The 22,227-nt window shown below is 35.0% G+C and carries 20 protein-coding genes; 17 read left to right on the forward strand and 3 right to left on the reverse strand.

The features are described 5' to 3' along the window. The first annotated feature begins 12 nt into the window (after positions 1-12). Positions 13-1,050, forward strand: a complete 1,038-nt coding sequence (tsaD, locus tag BM203_RS07015; RefSeq protein ID WP_090093851.1) for a tRNA (adenosine(37)-N6)-threonylcarbamoyltransferase complex transferase subunit TsaD — start codon at positions 13-15, stop codon at positions 1,048-1,050. A 47-nt stretch (positions 1,051-1,097) separates the two neighbouring features. On the opposite strand, the gene BM203_RS07020 is transcribed toward tsaD, so the two are convergent. Next, a complete protein-coding gene (locus BM203_RS07020; RefSeq protein WP_090093853.1) occupies positions 1,098-1,502 on the reverse strand; it encodes a GNAT family N-acetyltransferase in 405 nt (134 codons plus the stop codon). Positions 1,503-1,556: 54 nt separating this feature from the next. Next, complete coding sequence (locus BM203_RS07025; RefSeq protein ID WP_090093855.1) at positions 1,557-3,467, reverse strand: ABC-F family ATP-binding cassette domain-containing protein; 1,911 nt, start codon at positions 3,465-3,467, stop codon at positions 1,557-1,559. A 262-nt stretch (positions 3,468-3,729) separates the two neighbouring features. On the opposite strand from BM203_RS07025, the gene BM203_RS07030 reads away from it, so the two are divergent. From BM203_RS07030 to BM203_RS07105, 16 genes are all read left to right on the forward strand, one after another. Beyond that, positions 3,730-4,362, forward strand: coding sequence for a redox-sensing transcriptional repressor Rex (locus BM203_RS07030; protein ID WP_090093857.1), 633 nt, complete (start codon positions 3,730-3,732; stop codon positions 4,360-4,362). 185 nt (positions 4,363-4,547) lie between these two features. Continuing rightward, positions 4,548-4,832, forward strand: coding sequence for a co-chaperone GroES (groES, locus tag BM203_RS07035; protein WP_090093860.1), 285 nt, complete (start codon positions 4,548-4,550; stop codon positions 4,830-4,832). A 16-nt stretch (positions 4,833-4,848) separates the two neighbouring features. Further along, positions 4,849-6,477, forward strand: coding sequence for a chaperonin GroEL (groL, locus tag BM203_RS07040; RefSeq protein WP_090093862.1), 1,629 nt, complete (start codon positions 4,849-4,851; stop codon positions 6,475-6,477). Positions 6,478-7,091: 614 nt separating this feature from the next. Next, a complete protein-coding gene (locus BM203_RS07045; protein WP_090093864.1) occupies positions 7,092-7,754 on the forward strand; it encodes a DUF969 domain-containing protein in 663 nt (220 codons plus the stop codon). Next, positions 7,755-8,678, forward strand: a complete 924-nt coding sequence (locus BM203_RS07050; RefSeq protein WP_090093866.1) for a DUF979 domain-containing protein — start codon at positions 7,755-7,757, stop codon at positions 8,676-8,678. Between the two features lie 21 nt (positions 8,679-8,699). Beyond that, complete coding sequence (gene pcp / locus BM203_RS07055) at positions 8,700-9,347, forward strand: pyroglutamyl-peptidase I (protein WP_090093868.1); 648 nt, start codon at positions 8,700-8,702, stop codon at positions 9,345-9,347. 150 nt (positions 9,348-9,497) lie between these two features. Next, complete coding sequence (mutS, locus tag BM203_RS07060) at positions 9,498-12,077, forward strand: DNA mismatch repair protein MutS (protein ID WP_090093889.1); 2,580 nt, start codon at positions 9,498-9,500, stop codon at positions 12,075-12,077. A 2-nt stretch (positions 12,078-12,079) separates the two neighbouring features. Further along, on the forward strand, positions 12,080-13,963 hold the full coding sequence (mutL, locus tag BM203_RS07065) for a DNA mismatch repair endonuclease MutL (RefSeq protein WP_090093870.1): 1,884 nt from the start codon (positions 12,080-12,082) through the stop codon (positions 13,961-13,963). A 2-nt stretch (positions 13,964-13,965) separates the two neighbouring features. Then, a complete protein-coding gene (ruvA, locus tag BM203_RS07070; RefSeq protein WP_090093872.1) occupies positions 13,966-14,550 on the forward strand; it encodes a Holliday junction branch migration protein RuvA in 585 nt (194 codons plus the stop codon). Between the two features lie 43 nt (positions 14,551-14,593). Then, entirely contained in the window at positions 14,594-15,607 is a 1,014-nt protein-coding gene (ruvB, locus tag BM203_RS07075; RefSeq protein WP_090093874.1) for a Holliday junction branch migration DNA helicase RuvB, read from the forward strand. Positions 15,608-15,669: 62 nt separating this feature from the next. After that, entirely contained in the window at positions 15,670-16,092 is a 423-nt protein-coding gene (gene yajC / locus BM203_RS07080) for a preprotein translocase subunit YajC (RefSeq protein ID WP_090093876.1), read from the forward strand. Between the two features lie 93 nt (positions 16,093-16,185). Next, positions 16,186-17,634 carry a glucose-6-phosphate dehydrogenase gene (gene zwf, locus BM203_RS07085; protein WP_090093878.1) on the forward strand — a complete coding sequence of 483 codons (1,449 nt, stop codon included), beginning with the start codon at positions 16,186-16,188 and terminating at the stop codon, positions 17,632-17,634. Further along, positions 17,627-18,766, forward strand: coding sequence for a DNA polymerase IV (gene dinB / locus BM203_RS07090; protein WP_228150120.1), 1,140 nt, complete (start codon positions 17,627-17,629; stop codon positions 18,764-18,766). The genes zwf and dinB overlap by 8 nt, the downstream gene beginning before the upstream one ends. A gap of 55 nt (positions 18,767-18,821) precedes the next feature. Further along, positions 18,822-19,778 carry a DHH family phosphoesterase gene (locus BM203_RS07095; RefSeq protein WP_090093882.1) on the forward strand — a complete coding sequence of 319 codons (957 nt, stop codon included), beginning with the start codon at positions 18,822-18,824 and terminating at the stop codon, positions 19,776-19,778. Further along, on the forward strand, positions 19,771-21,126 hold the full coding sequence (locus BM203_RS07100; protein WP_090093884.1) for a DEAD/DEAH box helicase: 1,356 nt from the start codon (positions 19,771-19,773) through the stop codon (positions 21,124-21,126). Before BM203_RS07095 ends, BM203_RS07100 begins: the two co-directional genes overlap by 8 nt. A gap of 207 nt (positions 21,127-21,333) precedes the next feature. Beyond that, positions 21,334-21,855, forward strand: a complete 522-nt coding sequence (locus tag BM203_RS07105) for a TetR/AcrR family transcriptional regulator (RefSeq protein WP_090093885.1) — start codon at positions 21,334-21,336, stop codon at positions 21,853-21,855. Positions 21,856-21,900: 45 nt separating this feature from the next. Here BM203_RS07105 and BM203_RS08530 read toward each other — a convergent pair. Further along, positions 21,901-22,227, reverse strand: a 327-nt coding sequence (locus tag BM203_RS08530; RefSeq protein ID WP_208856623.1) for a hypothetical protein, incomplete at its 5' end; no start/stop codon positions are given.

Below are 22,227 nucleotides of genomic sequence, written 5' to 3' on the forward strand. Positions count from 1 at the left end.
AAGGATTTAAATTTGGATAGAAAAAAAGAAGTCCGTATTTTAGCTTATGAAAGTTCCTGTGATGAAACTTCAACTGCAGTAGTTAAAAATGGTTGTGAAGTAGAAAGTATGGTGGTGGCTACTCAAATTAAAAGTCATCAACGCTTTGGTGGTGTTGTTCCTGAAGTTGCTAGTCGACACCATATTGAAGTGATTAGTCAAATCACCACAAAGGCCTTAGAAGAGGCAAAGGTTACTTGGAAGAATATTGATGCGATTGCTGTAACTTATGGACCAGGCCTAGTTGGTGCACTTTTAATTGGCGTCAGTGCTGCCAAGGCAGCTTCAATGGCAACTGGTATCCCTTTGATTGGCGTTGATCATATTATGGGTCATATCATGGCCGCGCAATTAACCGCTAAAATTGATTATCCTGCACTTGCTTTACAAGTTTCTGGTGGACATACTGAAATTGTTTTGTTGAAAGACGCAACCCATTTTGAAATTGTTGGTGATACGCGTGATGATGCTGTAGGCGAGGCATATGATAAAATTGGTCGAGTGCTAGGTGTTAATTATCCCGCCGGTAAGACGATTGATGAGTGGGCGCATCGGGGACAAGATACATTTAACTTTCCGCGAGCTATGATGGAAGATGACAATTACGACTTTTCTTTTTCTGGTCTGAAAAGTGCCTTTATCAATACCTGTCACCATGCAGATCAGCTTCATCAGAGCTTGAATAAGTATGATTTAGCGGCTAGTTTTCAAGCAGCAGTAGTTGATGTCTTAGCCAAAAAAACAATACGCGCAATTAAGCAATATCATCCCAAAACTTTCATTATGGGCGGTGGAGTTGCAGCTAATCGAGGTTTACGTGATCGGATGAAGATAGAAATTAAGCAACTTCCCTCAAACTTCGACTTGAAAGTTATTCTTCCAGAATTAAAATTGTGTGGTGATAATGCAGCCATGATTGGTGCAGCTGCCTATAACTTATATAACGAAGGAAAGTTTGCTGATTTATCGCTGAATGCTGATCCTTCACTTGAATTACCATATGCTGATTAGATTTTGAATTAAAAAAGTTGACCTCTTTATTAAAGAAGTCAACTTTTTTAATATTCACGATAAAAGGCTACTAATGATCCTTGATCGCAGGACATAAAACCACATTTTTGATAAAAGGAACGAGTGTTAGGTTCATCAAGGGTTAATAATAATTTTTGTCTTACATTTTTGTATTTTTTTAAGACTAGTGTTACTAGATGAGAACCGATTCCTTTATGCTGATATTTAGGTTGAATTAATAAATCTTGAATATAAATAATCGAAATACCATCACCGACAACTCGAATTAAGCCAACTAATTGTTGATTATCAAAGGCTGCAATAACATCTAGGGAATTTTCAAGAGCAATTTTTAAAGAGGGCATGTCTACGGTGTATGAAGTCCAACCGACACTTTCATATAAAGATTTTAATGCTGCCAAACTTATATTTTTAGTTACTTGATACTCCATTGACGCTCCTTTCTAGCATTAAAGTTGATATTAAATTAAGTTATATTATTAACATTAAAAATTTTCAAGCTCAATCATGATCTTTTCCCATTTCTCATTCGTTTTAGTTAGTTCAGTTTGAATTGCTGATAAGTCTTCTTGTAAAGGTCCAAGTTTGCTAAAGTCAGTTGCAATTAGCGGATCAGCCATTTCGCTCTGAATTATTTTCTGTTGTCTTTCTAAATTATCAATTTCAACTTCAATTTCTTCAACCTGTCGCTGTAGCTTACGCTTTTGTGAGTCTTTTACTTTTTGTTCCTGGTAAGATAATTTAGTGGCTTTTTGTGCGTCTTCATTGTCTAGCTTAGGCACAATTTTGGTGGTGTTAAGTTGCTTATTTTTTTTATCTAAATAATAAGTGTAATCTCCTTCATAGACTGTTGCTTGTTGAGGATTAACTTCAACAATCTTATTGGCTAATTGATTAATAAAGTAGCGGTCGTGTGAGACAAATAGTAAGGTACCATCGAACTTTTGTAAAGCCTGTTCAAGCACTTCTTTGGCTTCCAAATCTAAATGATTAGTTGGCTCATCCATCAATAAGAAATTACTATGTTCTAAGGACAAAACTGTTAGCGTTAATCTTGCTTTTTGTCCACCAGAAAGTTGTCCGACCGTTTTATCAATATCTTTTGCTGTAAACAAGAAACTAGCCAAAACAGCACGGATATCACGTTCAGGCATAGTTTGGTGGCGATCCCAAATAGTATCCAGCACAGTTTTACTAGAATCCAGCAATTGTAATTCCTGATCATAATAACCAATATCAAGCGATGCTCCGTATTTAATGGAACCCATCTTAGGTCGCAATTTCTTCATAATAGTTTTTAGTAAAGTAGATTTACCTATGCCATTAGGTCCAATAACAGCAACGCGATCCCCTTTATTAACTTGCAGATTAATATTATTCACCATGACCTTATTAGGGTAACCAATTGATAAATCATGTAAGATTAACACCTCTTTACCAGAGGGACGATCACTTTTGAAATTAATTTTGACCTTGTTTTTATGCTTTGGTGGAGTAATGCGTTCGATTTTTTCGAGTTGCTTACGCCTACTCTGGGCTCTTTTAGTAGTTGTGGCGCGAACAAGATTTTTTTGGATAAATTCTTCATCTTTTTTAATTTTTTCTTGCTGCTTTTCGTAGGCCTCTTCTTGCTGACGATCCCTTAATTGACGCTGTTTTACGTAATCGGAGTAATTACCTTTGAAGGCTGTTAATTGGCCAAATTGTAATTCAAAGATTTGGTTGGCCAAATGGTCTAAGAAGTACTGATCATGTGAAACTACTAAAATTGCTCCATTGTAACCTTTAAGGAATGCTTCTAGCCAGTCTAACGTATTTAAATCTAAATAGTTAGTTGGCTCATCAAGTAGAAGTAGGGGGGGCTTATGTAAAAGTAGTTTGACTAAGGCTAAGCGGGTCTTTTCTCCACCAGATAGGTTGCTGATAGTTTTAGACCAAGTTTCTTCTGGGAAATTAAAGCCATGTAAAATACTTTTAATATCAGCTTGATAGCTGTAGCCACCTTTTTGCTCAAAATCAAATTGTAATTGATCATATTTTTTTAAAAGTTGACTATCTTGAGGATGTTCAGCTATTTTTTGTTGCATTACTTGCATTTGTGTATTCATTTCGATTAAAGAAGAGAAAACACCGAGTAATTCGTTCCAAATGGTTTTATTTTCATTTAAAGCTTTTTCTTGAGCGATGTAGCCCACTTCAATTGCTTTATTAACAATAAACTCACCGTGTGTAGCTTCTTCTTCACCTGTCATAATTTTTAAAAGAGTAGTTTTACCTACCCCATTTGAGCCTACTAAGCCAATTCTTGCATTTGAATTGATTGAAAAATTGACATTTTTAAATAGTGTAGTAGCTCCAAATTGTTTTTCTAAATCGTGTCCTTGTGCAATTATCATATTTTTCACCTAAAAACTATTTTAGCATATGAAGCGAGTTAAAAGTGACTATGGTCTATTTCAAAATATAGCGAGATAAATTAATAGTTGATTTTTGAGGCATTGAAGATAATTAGATAAGTAGTGTTTGTTGTGTTAAAATCTAAAAGATTGTGAAAAATATTTGCAACTAACACTAGTTTATAGGTAAAATAATAAATAATTGATGAGTAATTCACAAATGAAATTTGCTAGCATAATTAAGTTGGAGGCTTTGTAATAAATGGAAAAAATAAAAATTCCCACGGCGACAGCAAAAAGACTGCCGCTTTATTATCGATACTTAATCATCTTGAATGAAGCTGGCAAAGAGAAAGTTTCCTCAACTGAATTATCTGAAGCTGTTCAAGTTGATAGTGCATCAATTAGGCGCGATTTTTCGTACTTTGGGGCATTAGGTAAGCGTGGGTATGGATATGATGTAAAAAGCTTACTGACTTTTTTTAAAAAAATATTGAATCAAGATACTTTAACCAATGTGGCTTTGGTAGGAGTTGGTAATTTGGGACATGCTTTGCTTAATTATAATTTTAAGCGAAGTAATAATATTCGAATTTCTTGTGCTTTTGATATAGATCAAAAAATAACAGGCAAAATTTTAAGCGGCGTTCCTGTATATGATATGAGTGAGCTTAAAAAGCAGCTGAGTGATCAACAGATAACAATTGCGATTTTAACAGTTCCGTCTAATACAGCTCAAAAAACAGCAGATGAAATGGTTGAAGCAGGTATTAAAGGAATTATGAACTTTACGCCGATCAGACTCTCAGCTCCGAGCGGAATACGAATACAAAATGTGGATTTAGCTACTGAATTGCAAACATTAATTTATTTTTTAGAAAGTGATAAGAAGTAGCCCACATAAATATTAGGTAGACCTAGTGATTAAAACAAATTAGCACTTTAATTGAAAAAGTGCTAATTTTTTCTTGCATTTTAAACAAAAAGGGGTTATTATCATAATTATAAGTTAGCACTTAGCTAATTTGAGTGCTAATGACTAAAATTAAAGATATTAAATTGAATTTAGGAGGGACAAACGTGTTACAACCAATAGGTGATCGCGTGATCGTAAAAGTTAAAGAAGAAGAAGAAAAAACTGTAGGCGGAATCGTCCTTGCTTCTAATGCTAAACAAAAGCCAACTGAAGGTGAAGTTGTTGCTGTAGGTGCAGGCAGCTATGCCGAAAATGGTAGTAAAATTCCAATGACTGTTGCAGAGGGTGATATTGTGCTCTACGATAAGTACTCAGGCACTGACGTTAATTACGAAGGTGAAAAATACTTAGTCCTTCATGAAAAAGATATTTTGGCAGTTGTTAAGTAATTAAGGAGTAAGAAAAATGGCAAAAGATATTAAATTTTCTGAAGATGCAAGACGTTCTTTATTAAAGGGTGTCGATAAATTAGCTGATACAGTTAAGGCAACAATTGGTCCTAAAGGAAGAAACGTTGTTTTAGAACAATCTTATGGTAATCCTGATATTACTAATGATGGTGTGACCATTGCTAAAGCAATTGAATTAAAAGATCATTATGAAAATATGGGTGCTAAGCTTGTTGCTGAAGCTGCTCAAAAGACTAATGATATTGCTGGTGATGGAACCACAACTGCTGTTGTTTTAACGCAAGCTATTATTCGCGAAGGGATGAAGAATGTTACTGCTGGTGCTAATCCAGTTGGAGTTCGTCGCGGAATTGAAAAGGCTACGAAAGCTGTTGTTGATGAATTACATAAAATTAGTCATACAGTTTCTTCTAAAGAGCAAATTGCTCAAGTTGCTGCTGTTTCATCCGCTTCAAAAGAAGTTGGTGATTTAATTGCTGATGCAATGGAAAAAGTAGGCAATGACGGAGTTATTACCATTGAAGATTCACGTGGTATTGAAACTGAGCTTTCTGTGGTCGAAGGAATGCAATTTGACCGTGGTTACTTGTCACAATACATGGTTACTGACAATGATAAGATGGAAGCTGATTTAGACAACCCATACATTTTAATTACTGACAAAAAGATTTCGAATATTCAAGATGTTTTGCCACTATTACAAGAAATTGTACAACAAGGTAAGTCTTTATTAATTATCGCTGATGATGTTTCAGGTGAAGCTTTACCAACTTTGGTCTTGAATAAGATTCGTGGTACTTTCAATGTCGTTGCTGTTAAGGCACCAGGCTTTGGTGATCGTCGTAAAGAACAATTACAAGATATTGCGGCTTTAACAGGTGGTACAGTGATTACTGAAGACCTTGGTCTTGAATTAAAAGATACTACACTTGATCAATTAGGCCAAGCACGGCGTATCACAATTACTAAGGACTCAACCACTATTGTTGATGGTGCTGGTTCAGAAGATGCTATTAAGGATCGTGAAGATTCTATTAGAAAACAAATCGCTGAAACTACTTCTGACTTTGATAAACAAAAGTTGCAAGAACGTTTAGCTAAATTAACTGGTGGTGTAGCTGTTATTCATGTTGGTGCTGCTACTGAAACTGAATTAAAAGAGCGTCGCTACCGGATTGAAGATGCGTTAAATTCAACTCGGGCAGCTGTAGATGAAGGCTATGTTGCCGGTGGTGGTACTGCTTTAGTAGATGTAAAGAGTGCTATTAAGGATTTGAAGGGTGACAGTGTTGATGAACAAACTGGAATTAACATTGTTTTGCGGGCCTTGACTGCTCCAGTTCGTCAAATTGCTGAAAATGCCGGTGAAGATGGCTCAGTTATTTTGAATAAACTTGAGAGTCAAGAACTAGAAATTGGCTACAATGCAGCCGATGGCAACTGGGAGAATATGGTTGAATCTGGAATCATTGACCCAACTAAGGTGACTCGTACTGCTTTGCAAAATGCTGCTTCAATTGCTGCTTTATTATTAACAACTGAAGCAGTTGTAGCAGAAATACCTGAAGATAAGCCAGAAGTTGATCCAAATGCGGCTGCTGCTGGTGCACCAGGCATGATGTAATTTTATAACCGATATTTAAAAAGGAACTGTTGGTCGGAACAGTTCCTTTTTGTTATTAGCTAATTATTTTTTTACCTTTGACATCAGTTAGCCTATGCTCTAATTCGACCGTACAACTGTCTAGGTAAAGCGATTCAATGTAATCAAAACAGATTGTGTAGGTTCAAGGAAGTGAAATTGACATACATTTATAATGATAAAGGAAAATGGATAAATGGTTTTGGCTTAGCTTCTAGTTTGCGTTTTGCAATTAGGACCAAAGTTAGCAGTTGCAATTTTTATGCTGTTTAAGCCTTATTGTGTTACTGCTAAAAATGTGACTGGCGTTTATTATGATTAGCGAACGAAAACCCTAAAAATTTATAATCGTTATGGTAAACAAATCGGTACAAGTATTTGTAATTATGGGGATGCCTTTAAAATTAAAGGAAAGTTTTATGGGGCTATTGCTAAAGGTCAGCTGATTAATCCGAAGGAGTTTTAACCATATTAATAAAACAGTTATTTGGTTATTGTTAGAATAAACTGAGTTGACCGAAACCAATTTGACAAAAAATAATTATATTAGTATTTTATACTAATATAATTATTTTTTTGATTTGAAAGGAAAAGTAATGGAATATTTGAGTTTACTTGGCATCCTAGTGATCGTTATAGGTTTTGCTTTAGGACTAGATACGGTTGCCGTAGTTGTAATTGCAGCATTAGTTACTGCATTGGTATCAGGAATTGACTTTGTTTCTTTTTTGAAAATTCTGGGGAAAGGTTTCATTGATAACCGCATGGTCTCATTATTTTTCTTAACCTTACCAACAATTGGTATATCAGAACGCCATGGTCTTAAGACAGCCGCAGTTAATCTGATTCAAAAAATGAAAAATCTAACACCAGGAAGAATTTTTGATATTTATACAGCTATTCGTGAACTTGCTTGTTTATTTGGGATTTCTGTCCAAGGGCAGGTACAATTTATCGCTCCGTTGATCAATCCAATGGCACAAGCTGCAGGCAAAGTTAATGGAGAAATGACAGAATTAGAAGTTGATCAAATTAAAGCAAGAGCTGCTGCTAGTGATAATTTTGGTAATTTCTTTGCACAAAACTTATTTGTTGCTTCATCTAGTGTATTGTTAATTTCTAGTACTATGAAATCATTAGGATATCCAATTAGCACGTCAGCTGTGGTATTAATTACTATTCCGATTGCTGTGATTTGTTATATTTTATGTTTACTTTACAATCATGCTTTTGACAAAAAAATAAAAAAGGGGAAATAAATGAATATACTAATTAATAATCTTTTGTTAGCTTTTTATATTTTAATTGGTTTGTTCTTTTTGGCAGCTACAGTTGAATCTTGGCGTGATAAAACTAATCCTGCACGTTGGGGGACGGGTCTTTTTTGGCTTTTATTGGCAATTTTATTTGCAGCTGGTCAATGGATACCCAATGAAATAAATGGTGGAATTTTATTAATTATTGCGCTACTGTCTCTTCTTAAACAAGTTCGAGTTGGTAAAATTAAGGAACTTGATGAAAAAATTGCTAATCAAACAGTTAAGCGTATTGGTAATTGGATTTTCTTACCTAGTATTTTATTGGCAATTTTAGCATTAGTGATTGCGCAATTTACCAAATTAGGTGGACAGGTTGGCATTGGTATTGCTGCTATCATTTCACTAATTGTAGCAATGGTTTTGACTAAATCAAGTCCAAAAACAGTTTATGAAGATACACAAAGAATGGTTCGTTCGGTAGGTTCAGCTGGGGTGTTACCACAATTACTTGCTACTTTGGGTGTAGTGTTTACTGCTTCAGGTGTAGGTAAAATTACTGCTAAGGCAATTTCGGGTTTATTTCCTGTTGGTAATCACTTATTAGGTGTATGCTTGTATTGTATAGCAATGGCCGTTTTTACAGCGATTATGGGGAATGCTTTTGCTGCATTTGCAGTAATTACCGCTGGTATTGGAATTCCCTTTGTTGTGGCACAAGGCGGTTCACCAGTTGTTGTTGCATCATTAGGTATGACCGCTGGCTATTGTGGTACATTAATGACGCCAATGGCTGCCAATTTTAATACTTTGCCAGTAGCTCTAATGGAGATGCAAGATCCATTAGGAGTAATTAAACAGCAGTTTCCCATTGCCATTAGTATGTTAGTTGTCCACATCGTTTTAATGTATTTCTTAGCTTTTTAATTTTTAGAAAAGAGAAAAACAATGAAAATATTAGTTACCGGTTTTGATCCGTTTGGTGAAGATAAAATTAATCCAGCAATTGAAGCAGTCAAGCTTTTAGATGATGAGATTGCTGGTGCTAAAATCATTAAGTTAGAAATTCCAACTGTTTTTGGCGATTGTGCTCAAGTAGTACGTGAGGCAATTGTCAAAGAAGAGCCTGATTATGTCTTAAATATTGGTCAAGCTGGTGGTCGTTTTGCTCTAACTCCTGAGCGAGTAGCAATTAATTTTGATGATGGGCGAATTGCTGATAATAAAGGCTATCAACCAATTGCCACTGCCATCCATAAAGACGGTCAAAATGCCTATTTTACTCAATTACCTGTTAAGGCAATGGTTAAAGAGATTCGTGAAGCAGGGTTGCCAAGCTATGTTTCGACAACTGCTGGAACCTTTGTCTGTAATCATATTATGTATCAAGTTCAATATATGATTGATAAAGAATTTCCTAATCTTAAAGCAGGTTTCATGCATATTCCGTATTTACCTGAACAAGTGATTAGTCACCCTGAAACACCGAGTCTTAGTTTACTTGATGATGTGAAGGGAATAACAGCTGCTATTCAAGCAATTGTTCATATGGATGGCCAGGATGATATTAACAGTATTGAGGGACAGATTTCCTAGTTATGATTCAAGCTTTGAATTTTGGAACATAAATCATAAAAGATTGCCTAATTGCAGTCTTTTTTTCTTTTGGCTTATTATTTTAGCGTATAATAAAGATTAATTAACTATAAAGAAGAGGATTAAATGGCTAACGCAAATACAACTCCAATGATGGAGCAATATTATAAAATTAAGAAGCAATATCCCGATGCTTTTCTTTTTTATCGCGTCGGTGATTTTTATGAATTATTTGAAGATGATGCAATTAAAGGAGCTCAAATTTTAGAATTAACTTTAACTCATCGTTCGAATAAAACGGATAATCCAATTCCGATGGCCGGTGTACCGCATGTGGCTGTGAATTCATATGTAGATACGCTAGTAGAAAAGGGTTATAAAGTTGCTTTGTGTGAACAACTAGAGGATCCTAAGGAAGCTAAAGGTATGGTCAAAAGGGGGATTACGCAGTTAGTAACGCCTGGCACGTTAATGAATGATAATCCTAGTGATGCAAAAGAATCTAATTATTTAACTGCAGTTGTTTCAAATAATAATTGCTTTGGACTTGCCTACAGCGATTTGTCTACTGGAGAAATTTTTGCCACCCACTTATTAACTTTTTCGGCAGTTGCCAACGAACTTTTGTCGCTTCGAACTAAGGAAGTAGTTTGTAATTCACATTTAAGTGAAAAAGCAAATGAATTCTTTCATCAGGCTAACATTACTGTGTCTAAACCAGTTACTCTAAGTGAAGAACATGCAGAAATTTCTTTTGCCCAACAAAATTTAACTAATTTGGCAGAAAAAGTAGCAGTTAAACAATTGGTAGGTTATTTGTTGCAGACACAAAAGCGTAGTTTAGCCCACTTACAAGCAGCACAAAGCTATGAAGTTAGTCAATATTTACAAATGTCACATACAGTACGTGAAAATTTGGAAATAACGGCTTCCGCTAAAACTGGTAAAAAGATGGGTTCTCTCTTTTGGGTTCTTGATAAAACTCACACAGCAATGGGGGGGCGTTTACTTAAACAGTGGCTGTCAAGACCACTCATTGCAACTGATCAGTTGGCTCAGCGTCAAGCAATGGTTCAAGCACTAATTGATGGCTATTTTACTCGAGCTAATATAAGTGATAGTTTAAAGGGCGTATACGATTTAGAACGATTAAGTGGTCGAATCGCCTTTGGTAATGTTAATGCGCGTGAATTATTGCAGCTTGCCACTTCTTTAGAAGCAGTACCAGCAATTTTGACTGCTTTGCAAGCATCTGCCAATGAAACTTTACAAAAATTTGCTCAAAAAATTGATCCTTTGAAGGGAACTGCTAAATTAATAAGTTCCACTCTTGTTGAGCAACCGCCAGTTTTAACTACAGAAGGGGGATTAATTAAATCGGGTGTTGATAGTCAGCTTGACCGTTATCGTGATGCAATGAATAATGGTAAACAGTGGCTGGCGGAAATGGAGCAGAATGAACGGCAAAAGACAGGAATTGAAAATTTAAAAGTTGGTTATAATAAAGTTTTTGGCTATTATATTCAAGTGACTAATTCCAACAAGAAAAAAGTACCACTTGATCGGTATACACGTAAGCAGACGTTAACTAATGCTGAACGTTATATTACACCGGAACTTAAGGAACATGAAAATTTGATTTTAGAAGCGCAGACAAAATCAACTGAGCTGGAGTATAACTTATTTGTTAAGTTACGCGAAGAAATTAAAAAGTATATTAGTGCCTTACAAAAGTTGGCCAGTCAATTAGCTGCGCTTGATGTGTTTTGTTCTTTTGCTCAAATTGCTGAAGAAAATAACTATTGTCGCCCAATTTTTCATTCAAAAAAGCAAGATGTAAAAATAGTCGCAGGAAGGCATCCTGTGGTTGAAAAGGTTCTTAAGGATAATTCTTATATACCTAATGACGTTAATTTGGACCAAGAGACTGATATTTTACTAATAACAGGTCCGAACATGTCTGGTAAAAGTACTTACATGAGACAGTTAGCGCTAATTGCAGTTATGGCGCAAGTTGGTTCTTTTGTACCAGCGCAAAGTGCTGAATTACCAATATTTGATCAAATCTTTACCCGTATTGGGGCCGCTGATGATTTAATTTCGGGTCAAAGTACTTTTATGGTTGAGATGACTGAAGCAAATGATGCGCTACAGCATGCAACTAAACGCAGCCTTGTTTTATTTGATGAAATTGGTCGCGGTACTGCAACCTATGATGGGATGGCACTAGCTGGAGCGATTGTCAAATACTTACATGATGAAGTAGGAGCAAAAGTTTTATTTGCTACACATTTTCATGAGTTAACAGCAATGGAACAAATATTAGCGCGGTTAAAGAATATTCATGTCGGAGCAACCCAAGAAAAGGGTCAATTGATTTTTTTGCATAAAATTTTACCTGGGCCGGCAGACCAAAGCTATGGTATCCATGTGGCGCAATTGGCAGGATTACCGCCTAAAGTTTTGCGGCAGGCAAGAAAATTATTAAAGCATTTAGAAAATCAAGGTAGTGGTTTGAACACCACAACCCAACTTGATTTATTTAATACACCTGCACCTAGTGCTACTAGTAGCGAAAACAAAGCTACTCAAACTGAGACTAATGATTTGACAACTAGGGAGCAAGCTATTTTAGCTGAAATTTCTCACTTGTATCTAGCTGAACAAACACCACTACAAGTGATGCAATTAGTTGCAAATTGGCAAAAAGATTTAAAGGATAACGATTAACAATGGTGCAAATTAGTGAGCTACCGGTTAATTTAGCTAACCAAATTGCGGCTGGTGAAGTGATTGAACGTCCAGCAAGTGTAGTGAAGGAATTAGTGGAAAACGCAATTGATGCTGGCAGCAAGCAAATTCAAATTGACTTTGTTGATGCAGGACTTAAAAAAATCACTGTTCAAGATAATGGGAGTGGTATTCCAAGCGATCAACTTGATCTAGCCTTTACTAGGCATGCAACTAGTAAAATTAAAAATGAGCGTGATTTATTTAATGTTGGCACTTTGGGATTTCGAGGTGAGGCTCTAGCCTCAATTGCAGCTGTTAGCCATGTCGAAATATTAACGGATAGTGCTGGTCAAGTTGGGCAACGAGCCGAATTTTCGGCTGGGGTAAAACAGTTGCAAGAAAAAGCCGGGGCAGCAGTGGGTACAAGGATTACAGTTAAAGATTTATTTTATAATACTCCAGCTAGACTAAAATATTTACGGAGTCCACGTACGGAAATTATGAAAATTGTTGACATTATTAATCGCTTAGCCCTGGGGTATCCTTATATTGCTTTTACTTTAAAAAATGAGGGTCGCATTTTACTTAAAACGGTTGGCAACGGAAATTTAAAGCAGACAGCAGCTAATATCTATGGTCGCAACATAGCTGAAAAAATGATTTCATTAGACGAGGCTGACCAGGATTTTGAAATTACAGGTTTAATTTCAAAACCAGAAATAACGCGATCAACTCGTAACTTTATTTCCATTTTATTAAACGGCCGGTATATTAATAATTTCCAAATAGTTAAAGCTGTTCTAGCTGGTTATGGTAATAATTTAACTGATAAGCATTATCCTTTTGCAATTATAAAAATTAAAGTTGATCCTTTATTGGTTGATGTCAACGTCCATCCGACTAAAAGAGAGGTTAGACTGTCTAAAGAAACCCAATTATGCCGTTTAATTACTAAGACAATTAGTCAGAAATTAATGTTAAGCGATGTTCAAGCTAATGGTAGTGGAAATTTAATTAGTAAAAAAGCAGATACATTAGTTGATCAATTAAAATTCAATTTGAATAAAAATGTAGTCGAAACTAAGCGTGAGTCAGCTACAATTGATGAAGTTAATGAAAGTCAACCGCTTGAAGTAAGGCACGATGAAGCAATTCAATATGTTGACTTAAATGTACCACGAGAAGATGATTATTATGTTATTACAACAACATGGCTAAAAAATGTTGCAAGGCAAAAGCAACTTAGTCCTTTTCCAAGTAAAAATAAAGTAGCTACTGTTATTTCGATTGGTGATGAAGTCCTCTTAAACAACTTACCAGAATTGAAATTTGTTGGTCAAACTGATGCCTATATTATTGCAGAAAACAATGATAACTTATATTTGATTGATCAAGTTGCAGCTAGAAGATTAATTTTGTTTACCAAAATAAAACAGGAATTAACTGATCAAAATGTTAATCAGCAAGGATTATTAAGTCCTTTAGTTTTAGAATTTAGTAGTTTGGATTTTATTCAAATTAAGAGTAAGCTAAAGCAAATTAAAGAAATTGGTTTATATTTGGAAGAATTTGGCCAAAACACTTTTATATTGCGCTCCTATCCTACTTGGCTCAAAGAAGACGTTGAAGGTCAAGTCCGTTTAATTTTAGATGAGTATTTAAATGTTGATCAAAATGATACAACTAAATTAATTACAAGAATTGCTGGTAAGCAAGCCCAGCGGCAAATTACCGGACGCCAAAAACTAACGGTTACAGAATGTAATGCAATTTTAACTACGCTTGGAAAAACAAAGGATCCATACCATGATGCGCAAGGCAATGTGGTGATTATTTGTTGGCACAAATCTGAGTTGCGTAAGATGTTTAAAAAGGATAATTAATAATGTATGAATATTTATTAGGGATAGTTGTGGCAATCAAACCGGATTATTTAGTGGTAGATGTTAATAATATTGGTTATAAAATTTATAGTCCAACACCATTTGCTTATCATGAAGGCCAAAAAACTCGTGTTTTTGTTGAGCAAGTTGTGCGTGATACTGGTGTTACTTTATATGGCTTTCAATCTGAAGAAGATAGAGGCCTATTTTTAAAGTTACTGAGTGTTAGTGGTATTGGACCAAAGTCCGCCTTAGCAATTATGGCTGCTGAAGATAGTGATTCATTAGCAGCAGCAATTGAGCAGGGCGAAGTCAAATATTTAACTAGATTTCCAGGTGTTGGTAAAAAGACAGCTTCCCAGATAGTTTTAGACTTGAAGGGGAAATTAGGTGACTATGTTCAACGAATTGATCAAACGGCTGATCAAGATATTTCACCGGAATTAAATGATGCTTTGCTAGCCCTACTTGCTTTAGGTTATACGAAAAAAGAAGTAGATAAGATCACGCCTAAATTGATTGCTGAAAATGAAACAACGGCTGATCAATATATTAAAAAGGGCTTAGCTTTTCTACTAAAGAAGTAATTCTTGCTATAATAAGTTAAAGTATTTAAAGGAAGTGAAACTGGTGGAGGATAAAGAAAATTCAATTGTGTCTGGTAAAAGCCAGGGAATAGAAGAGGAACAGACAGAATTTTCATTACGACCGCAGACCTTAAAAGAATATTTAGGGCAAAATAGAGTAAAGAAAGAATTAGCCGTATATATAGAGGCTGCCAAAAAGCGGGATGAAGCTCTCGACCATGTTTTGCTATACGGTCCACCAGGATTAGGTAAAACGACACTCGCCTTTGTGATTGCTAATGAATTAGGGGTTAATTTAAAAAGTACTAGTGGACCAGCAATTGAAAAAGCCGGTGACTTAGTTGCTTTATTAACAGACCTTGACCCAGGGGATATTTTATTTATTGATGAAATTCATCGCTTAGCCAAGCCAATCGAAGAAGTGCTTTACTCAGCAATGGAAGATTATTATGTCGATATTGTTATAGGTGAAGGACAAACAACTCATGCCGTCCATGTACCGTTACCACCCTTTACTTTAGTGGGAGCAACTACTTTAGCGGGACAGCTGTCTGCTCCTTTGCGTGATCGATTTGGAATTGTTGAGCATTTGCAATATTACAGCATAAGTGAACTTGAAAAAATAATTTCCCGATCTAGTAGCGTTTTTAAGATTGAAATTGCTGCTCAGGCAGCTCATGAATTAGCTAGACGTTCAAGAGGCACGCCTAGAGTAGCTAACCGTTTACTTCGAAGAGTGAGGGATTTTGCGCAAGTAAAAGGTGAACAAATAATTTCTTTTACTACCACGACAAATTCTTTAAAGCAATTGCAAGTTGATGATGAAGGGCTTAATCAAACGGATCGTAAAATCTTAAGGGTCATGATTGAAAATTACCATGGCGGTCCTGTGGGAATTAGGACCTTGGCTGCTAATACAGGAGAAGATGTTGAAACAATTCAGTCCTTATATGAGCCATATTTGCTACAACAGGGCTTTTTATTAATGACACCAAGAGGTCGTGTTGTGACAGATAAAGCATATCTTCAATTAGGCTTGCCGATTCCAAACGAGTAGTGCAATTGGCACATATTTTCTGTATAATTAAGTGGTAATATTTTTAATAATGAGGTGTAAAAGTGAATACTTTATTTTTGGCAGCTAATAATGGTATAGGCAATATGGGAACAATTATAGCGTTTATAGTTCTTATTGCGTTAATGTATTTTATGATGATTAAGCCGCAGAAAAAGCAGCAACAGAAAAAAGCAGAAATGATGAATCAATTAAAAAAGGGTGATAGTGTAATTTTAATTGATGGCCTCCATGGTAAAATTGATTCTGTTAATACTAAAGACAACACGGTTATTATTGATGCTGATGGCATTTATTTAACTTTTAGTAGAATGGCAGTACAACAAATTTTGCCAGTTAATTCTTCGGACAATGAAAATTCAATAAATGAAAGTGAATCAAGTGAAGGTGAATCAGAAAAAATATCTGCAGCTAGTGAAGATATTTCAGAAAAATCGCCAGCAGATGATTCTTCTACTAAAGAATAAATTAAATAAAAGTGCCGTTTTTGGCACTTTTTATTTTGTCCATTTATTATAAAATAGACCTAACAGAAGTATTGTATTTGGAAAGGATTTCCTATGAAAAATATCCCAGTTATTATGATTATTTTTGGTGGTAGTGGAGATTTAGCACATCGTAAACTTTATCCTGCTTTATTTAATTTATATGAGCAAGGTCTAATTCATGACAATTTTGCTATTATCGGAACGGCAAGACGACCGTGGTCGCATGAATATCTGCGTGAACAAGTAAAAGATGCGGTACATGAAATGAACACTGAAGTTAATGAAAATAATTTAGCTAACTTTGTTAATCATTTTTACTATCAAGCCCATGATGTTACGAATATTGAACATTATGTGACACTAAAGAATTTAGCAGAAGAGCTTGATGGCTATTATAGTGCCCAAGGTAACCGTATATTTTATATGGCGATGGCACCGCGCTTTTTTGGGACAATTGCGGAACACATTAACGATCAAAACTTAACTGGCAATGGTTTTAACCGAATTGTTGTTGAAAAGCCATTTGGTCATGATTTGACCTCTGCCAAAGAGCTTAATCGACAAATAACAGCATCTTTTGCTGAAGATGATATCTTTCGAATAGATCACTATTTAGGTAAAGAAATGATTCAAAATATTTTACCTATGCGCTTAACTAATCCCTTAATTAATAATATTTGGAATAGTGAAACAATTAAAAATATTCAAATAACTTTAGCAGAACGACTGGGTGTTGAGGCTCGTGGTGGCTATTATGATACATCAGGAGCACTCAGAGATATGGTGCAAAATCATATTTTTCAAATTATTACTTTGCTGGCAATGCCTGAACCTAAAGCTTTAACTGCTAAGTGCATTCATGAAGCCAAAGGTGAATTACTTAATAGCTTAATTATTCCAAATGAAAATGAAATTGCAGCGCATTTTGTACGTGGTCAATATCTTGGTAGTGATATGACTTTTGGCTATTGTCAAGAACCGAATGTTGCTGCAGATTCGAATACAGAAACCTTTGTAGCTGGCGAAGTTAAATTTACTGCTGGCCCACTAGTAGGAACACCAATTTACTTTAGAACAGGTAAAGAGATGCGGGAAAAGAAAACTCAAATAGATATTGTTTTAAAGCAAAAATCTAATATATATGGTCAAGCACATTCAAATATTATTACTATTGTTGTTGATCCCGAAATGCAAGTGTATATTACAATTAATGGTAAAAAAATTAATGCTTCGGGGATTCGTCGGCAAAATTTAATTTATCAATTTTCTAGTTCAGAGCAAAAAGAGATTCCAGATGGTTATGAGCGCCTTTTGCATGATGTATTTGTAAATGATTCTACTAATTTTACTCATTGGAGCGAACTAAAAAATTATTGGAAGTTTATTGATGCAATAGAATCTGCCTGGGCAAAAGAAAATGAAACTGGACAAAAACCAGAGCAGTATTTGCCATATCGGATGGGGCCAAAAGCGGCTGAACAAATTTTTGACTTACCAACTGAGCATTGGATTTATGAATAGTGTCGTGACGGCTGAATTATTACCTAAAAATGATACCCATCGCCGGATAATTCACCTTGATATGGATGCTTTCTATGCCTCAATAGAGATGAGAGATAATCCTATCTTAAAGAATAAGGCCTTAGTTATTGGGCAAGACCCTCGTCAAAATAATGGGCATGGCGTTGTAGCTACGGCTAATTATATTGCCCGAAAGTTTGGTGTCCATTCAGCAATGCCTTCAATTAAGGCATTGCAATTAATACCAGCTGAAAAATTAGTTTTTTTGCAGCCGGATTTTGAAAAATATCATAGAGTATCGGCTGAAATTCACGAGCTGATGTATGAAATTACTGATATGGTTCAGTCAATTGCATGGGATGAAGCATATTTAGATGTAACTAAAAATAAGTTGGGGTTGACATCAACAGTTGAAATTGCAGTCAAATTACAGACAAAAATAGTTCAAGAACTTGGATTAACTTGTTCCTTTGGAGCTACTTATAATAAGTTTTTAGCAAAAATGGGATCAGAATATGCAAAGCCTTTCGGGCGTACAGTCATTTTACCAGGTGAAGCAAAAAAATTTCTAGCCAAACAAAAGCTTACCAACTTTTATGGTATTGGCCCCAGAACGCAAGAAAAATTAGCTGAAATGGGTATCTATACTGGAAAAGATTTGCAACAAACGAACGTACGAACTCTAATCAAATATTTTAACAAGCTGGGTTATCTAATGGCTGCTCATGCCAATGGAATTGATCCATCTAGAGTAGTTCCTGATGATGAACAAAAGCGTAAGTCAATTGGAATTGAACGTACATATGAGCCTTATATTTATGATCAACAAACGGCTTTGACCCAATTACGTAATTACACTGTAACTTTAAGTAGAAAATTAAAAAAAAGTAATCTCTATGCTCATACTTTAGTTTTGAAACTTCGTAATAATGAATTTCAAACTGTTACCAAAAGACAAAAATTAGCTCATGCAAGCAGAAATTCATTTGAATTTTATGATGTTGCTAAAGAATTATTTATGCCACTTGCTAATTCATTTTTAAGTTCAGGAATCAGATTATTGGGGATAACCGTGACCGATTTTTCTAAAGCGGATTTTACAAATATTGATTTAGACTTATTTTCGGATTAATTACATTTTCTGGTAAACTAACTAAAGTACTGAATGAAGGATCAAAGGAGAAATTATGAATACCTTTCCAAAAATATATAAAAAAATCGAGCAATATTCTACTATTATTTTGCACCGCCATACTAGTCCAGATCCGGATGCCTTAGGATCACAAGCTGGATTAGCCAGATCTTTAAAACTTAAGTTTCCTGATAAGCGGATTCTATGCGCAGGAGAAAATGATGAGGGTGACTTGATTTGGATCAATGAGATGGATAAAGTAACTGCTAGTGATTATCAAGGTGCGTTAGTAATTACTACAGACACAGCTAATACAGCTAGAATTGCTAATAAACTATATGATCAGGGTGATTTTTTAATAAAAATTGACCATCATCCAGATGTCGAACCTTATGCCGATTTAAGTTTTGTTGATGATAAAGCACCAGCTGCTTCAGAAATAGTGGCAGATTTTATTATTGCTCAAAATCTACCACTTACTAAAGAAGTTGCCTATCCTTTATATGCTGGTATTGTAGGTGATACTGGTCGTTTTATGTATCCTGAAACTTCGACACATACTTTTTTAGTGGTAGCTAAATTAGCTGCAACTGGTATCAATATTAATGAAATTGCCCGTAATATTAGTGATGTTACCTTTGCCCAAGCTAAGCTACAGGCTGAAGTATTAGAATATATGAAAGTTGATGCAAGTGGTGCTGCATATGCAATTTTAACCCAAGACACCTTGACTAAATTGGAGATTGATTTTAATGAAGCCTCATGTACAGTCTCAACACCAGGGCGAATTAAGGATATTATTGCTTGGAATGTTTTTGTAGAAAAACCTGATAAAACATTTAGAGTACATTACCGTTCAAAAGGCCCAGTTATTAATGAACTTGCAGCTAAACACGATGGCGGTGGCCATGCTTTAGCTAGTGGGGCCAATGCTAAGGATATGGCTGAAGTAAAGCAAATTTTTGCTGAATTGGTACAAGTAACTAAGGAATACCGAAAAACACATGAATAATATTTTTAAAAGTAATCGCATTAAACCCAAAATTCAAAACGGACTAAGTAATATTAACTTTACCGAACCAACAAAAGTGCAAGAAAAAGTAATCCCTGTTTTGCTAGAACACAAAAATATAGTCGTACAAGCTGTTACTGGATCAGGGAAAACCCATGCTTTCTTAATTCCAATTTTAAATGAAATTGATGAAAGTTTAGGTTATACACAAGCTGTTTTAACTGCTCCAAGTAGAGAACTGGCAGATCAATTATATCAGGTGGCACGTCAATTGCGCGATGCTGCTGGGCTTAATATATCAATTGCTCATATAGCTGGTGGGACGGATCGTGAGCGACAATTAAAAAAAATTGACAGTAAAAGACCACAAATTGTGATAGCAACTCCAGGAAGATTATATGATTTTGTGGAAAAGAAAATTTTATTTTTAGACTATGTAAGAAATTTTGTAATCGATGAAGCAGATATGACTTTAGATATGGGATTTTTGAATGATATTGATTTTATCGTACAAAGGTTACCTAAAAATACTACAATTGCTGCTTTTTCAGCTACTATTCCAGTTAAATTAACTAATTTTTTGCGAAAATATATGTCAAAACCGGAACAAATCGTAATTGATAATCCGACAGTGATTGCGCCAACAATTAAGAATGATTTAATTGATATTGGTGCTAAAAGTCGAAAGAAAATTCTATATCAATTATTGACGATGGGGCAACCATATTTAGCTTTAGTTTTTGCCAATACGAAGCAAAAGGTTGATGAATTAACTACATATTTACAACAAGAAGGCTTAAGGGTTGCTAAAATTCATGGTGGGATTACTGAACGTGAAAGAAAGAGAACCATTAGGGATGTAGAAGCAGGAAAATACCAGTATGTTGTTGCTTCTGATTTAGCAGCGCGAGGACTGGATATTGCAGGCGTTAGTTTAGTAGTCAATTATGAAATTCCTCGTGATTTAGAATTTGTTGTGCACCGCATAGGTAGAACGGGACGTAATGGGCTATCAGGGCATGCAGTAACCTTAATTCGGGAAGAGGAACTAAAGCGCATTACTGGATTAGAAAAATCTGGAATTCACTTTGACTTTGTTGAAATAAAAAATGGCGAATTAGTTGCACGTAAACATCACAATCGTCGTGAAAGTTTAAATTTTGCTGCACATAAAGTTGATAGCAGGATTAAAGGTTATGTGAAAAAGGTAAAGCATAAGCGTAAACCTGGGTATAAGAAAAAAATTAAGCAAGCAATTAAGGAAGATAAGATTCAAAAAAGTAAAATTGAGCAACGACATAAAATTCGTAAAGCAAAAGCTCAACGCAAAAAAAGACGCGATAAATAATAAACAGGCAAAGTTAAATTTTAACTTTGCCTGTTTTAATTGTCATAATACTAATATTTTATTAGATTTATTTATGGTTATATTAGTTGATATTTACTTGTTTATAAAATTTTAAATTACACATATTTTTTAATAAAAAAATATTGTATATTTGACTATTTATTGATATATTTGTTTTGAAAAATGAAAAAAAGGTGGTAAATACAATTGATAACAATAAAAGCAGAACATATTTTGCAAAATAAACTTTCAAACAATATAGTGCACAGATATACAGTTATTAGTTTTTGTGCAGATGCCAATATAAATAGAGGCGTATTTTATCATTATTATAGAAATATCAGTGATTTGTTTATCTCAGTTTTATCTTTACAAATAAGAAGAGCACTTAGAAGTGTGAGTAACGAGACGATAGAAAAACTGTTTTATCAGATACTAATTAAAATTCGTGATAATAAGCTTTTTTATCTAAATATGCTAATAATTACAAAAGAACCGCGAGAGTTCTATTCAACTTTACGCAAAGAAATTGCTCATGCGATTGAACTTTATATGCGACCGAGAGGATCGTTTTCAGTAAGACAAGTTGAAGTTATATCAAACGGGATTTATGCAATTATTTTCAATTGGATATTAAATGATTGTAAACCAGATATTCGTGATGTCTATCAATCAATCAATTTACTATTAGAGCACTTAGAAAGTAATACCAAGACATTAAAAAAATAAATACAATTTTTTTAAAAAAAGGGTTGCAAAAACCAAAAAAGGTTGCTAATATAAATAACTGTCGTCAGGGCAAAGCCAGTAAGGCAAAGGCAAGGCGGCAAAAAAGATATAAAAAACCAGTTGACAAAAGCGACTGAGTTTAGTAATATAAAAAGCGCTGTTGTTTAAAGAAGCGGCAGCGGGGGTCAGAAAAAAGTTCTTGACACAGTCGAGAGCAACTGATAAAATAGAAAAGCGCCGCTGACAAGCGGAGCGGGTAGTACCTTGAAAACTGAATAATGTTTTCGCAAAAGTGTGCGGGTTTAAAAAGAACCCAAAACAATGAGCGAAGTCAATTCGCAAGCAAATAAATCCGAGATGCGAATCTTGGAA

It is taken from the genome of Lactobacillus bombicola (assembly GCF_900112665.1).
GTDB lineage: Bacteria > Bacillota > Bacilli > Lactobacillales > Lactobacillaceae > Lactobacillus > Lactobacillus bombicola.

Bases quoted from the DNA above. Each gene is read 5' to 3' on its own strand.
- BM203_RS07020 (WP_090093853.1), bottom strand. From the start codon at position 1,502: ATGGAGTATCAAGTAACTAAAAATATAAGTTTGGCAGCATTAAAATCT.
- BM203_RS07025 (WP_090093855.1), bottom strand. From the start codon at position 3,467: ATGATAATTGCACAAGGACACGATTTAGAAAAACAATTTGGAGCTACT.
- BM203_RS07030 (WP_090093857.1), top strand. From the start codon at position 3,730: ATGGAAAAAATAAAAATTCCCACGGCGACAGCAAAAAGACTGCCGCTT.
- groL (WP_090093862.1), top strand. From the start codon at position 4,849: ATGGCAAAAGATATTAAATTTTCTGAAGATGCAAGACGTTCTTTATTA.
- BM203_RS07045 (WP_090093864.1), top strand. From the start codon at position 7,092: ATGGAATATTTGAGTTTACTTGGCATCCTAGTGATCGTTATAGGTTTT.
- BM203_RS07050 (WP_090093866.1), top strand. From the start codon at position 7,755: ATGAATATACTAATTAATAATCTTTTGTTAGCTTTTTATATTTTAATT.
- pcp (WP_090093868.1), top strand. From the start codon at position 8,700: ATGAAAATATTAGTTACCGGTTTTGATCCGTTTGGTGAAGATAAAATT.
- mutS (WP_090093889.1), top strand. From the start codon at position 9,498: ATGATGGAGCAATATTATAAAATTAAGAAGCAATATCCCGATGCTTTT.
- mutL (WP_090093870.1), top strand. From the start codon at position 12,080: ATGGTGCAAATTAGTGAGCTACCGGTTAATTTAGCTAACCAAATTGCG.
- ruvA (WP_090093872.1), top strand. From the start codon at position 13,966: ATGTATGAATATTTATTAGGGATAGTTGTGGCAATCAAACCGGATTAT.
- zwf (WP_090093878.1), top strand. From the start codon at position 16,186: ATGAAAAATATCCCAGTTATTATGATTATTTTTGGTGGTAGTGGAGAT.
- dinB (WP_228150120.1), top strand. From the start codon at position 17,627: ATGAATAGTGTCGTGACGGCTGAATTATTACCTAAAAATGATACCCAT.
- BM203_RS07095 (WP_090093882.1), top strand. From the start codon at position 18,822: ATGAATACCTTTCCAAAAATATATAAAAAAATCGAGCAATATTCTACT.
- BM203_RS07100 (WP_090093884.1), top strand. From the start codon at position 19,771: ATGAATAATATTTTTAAAAGTAATCGCATTAAACCCAAAATTCAAAAC.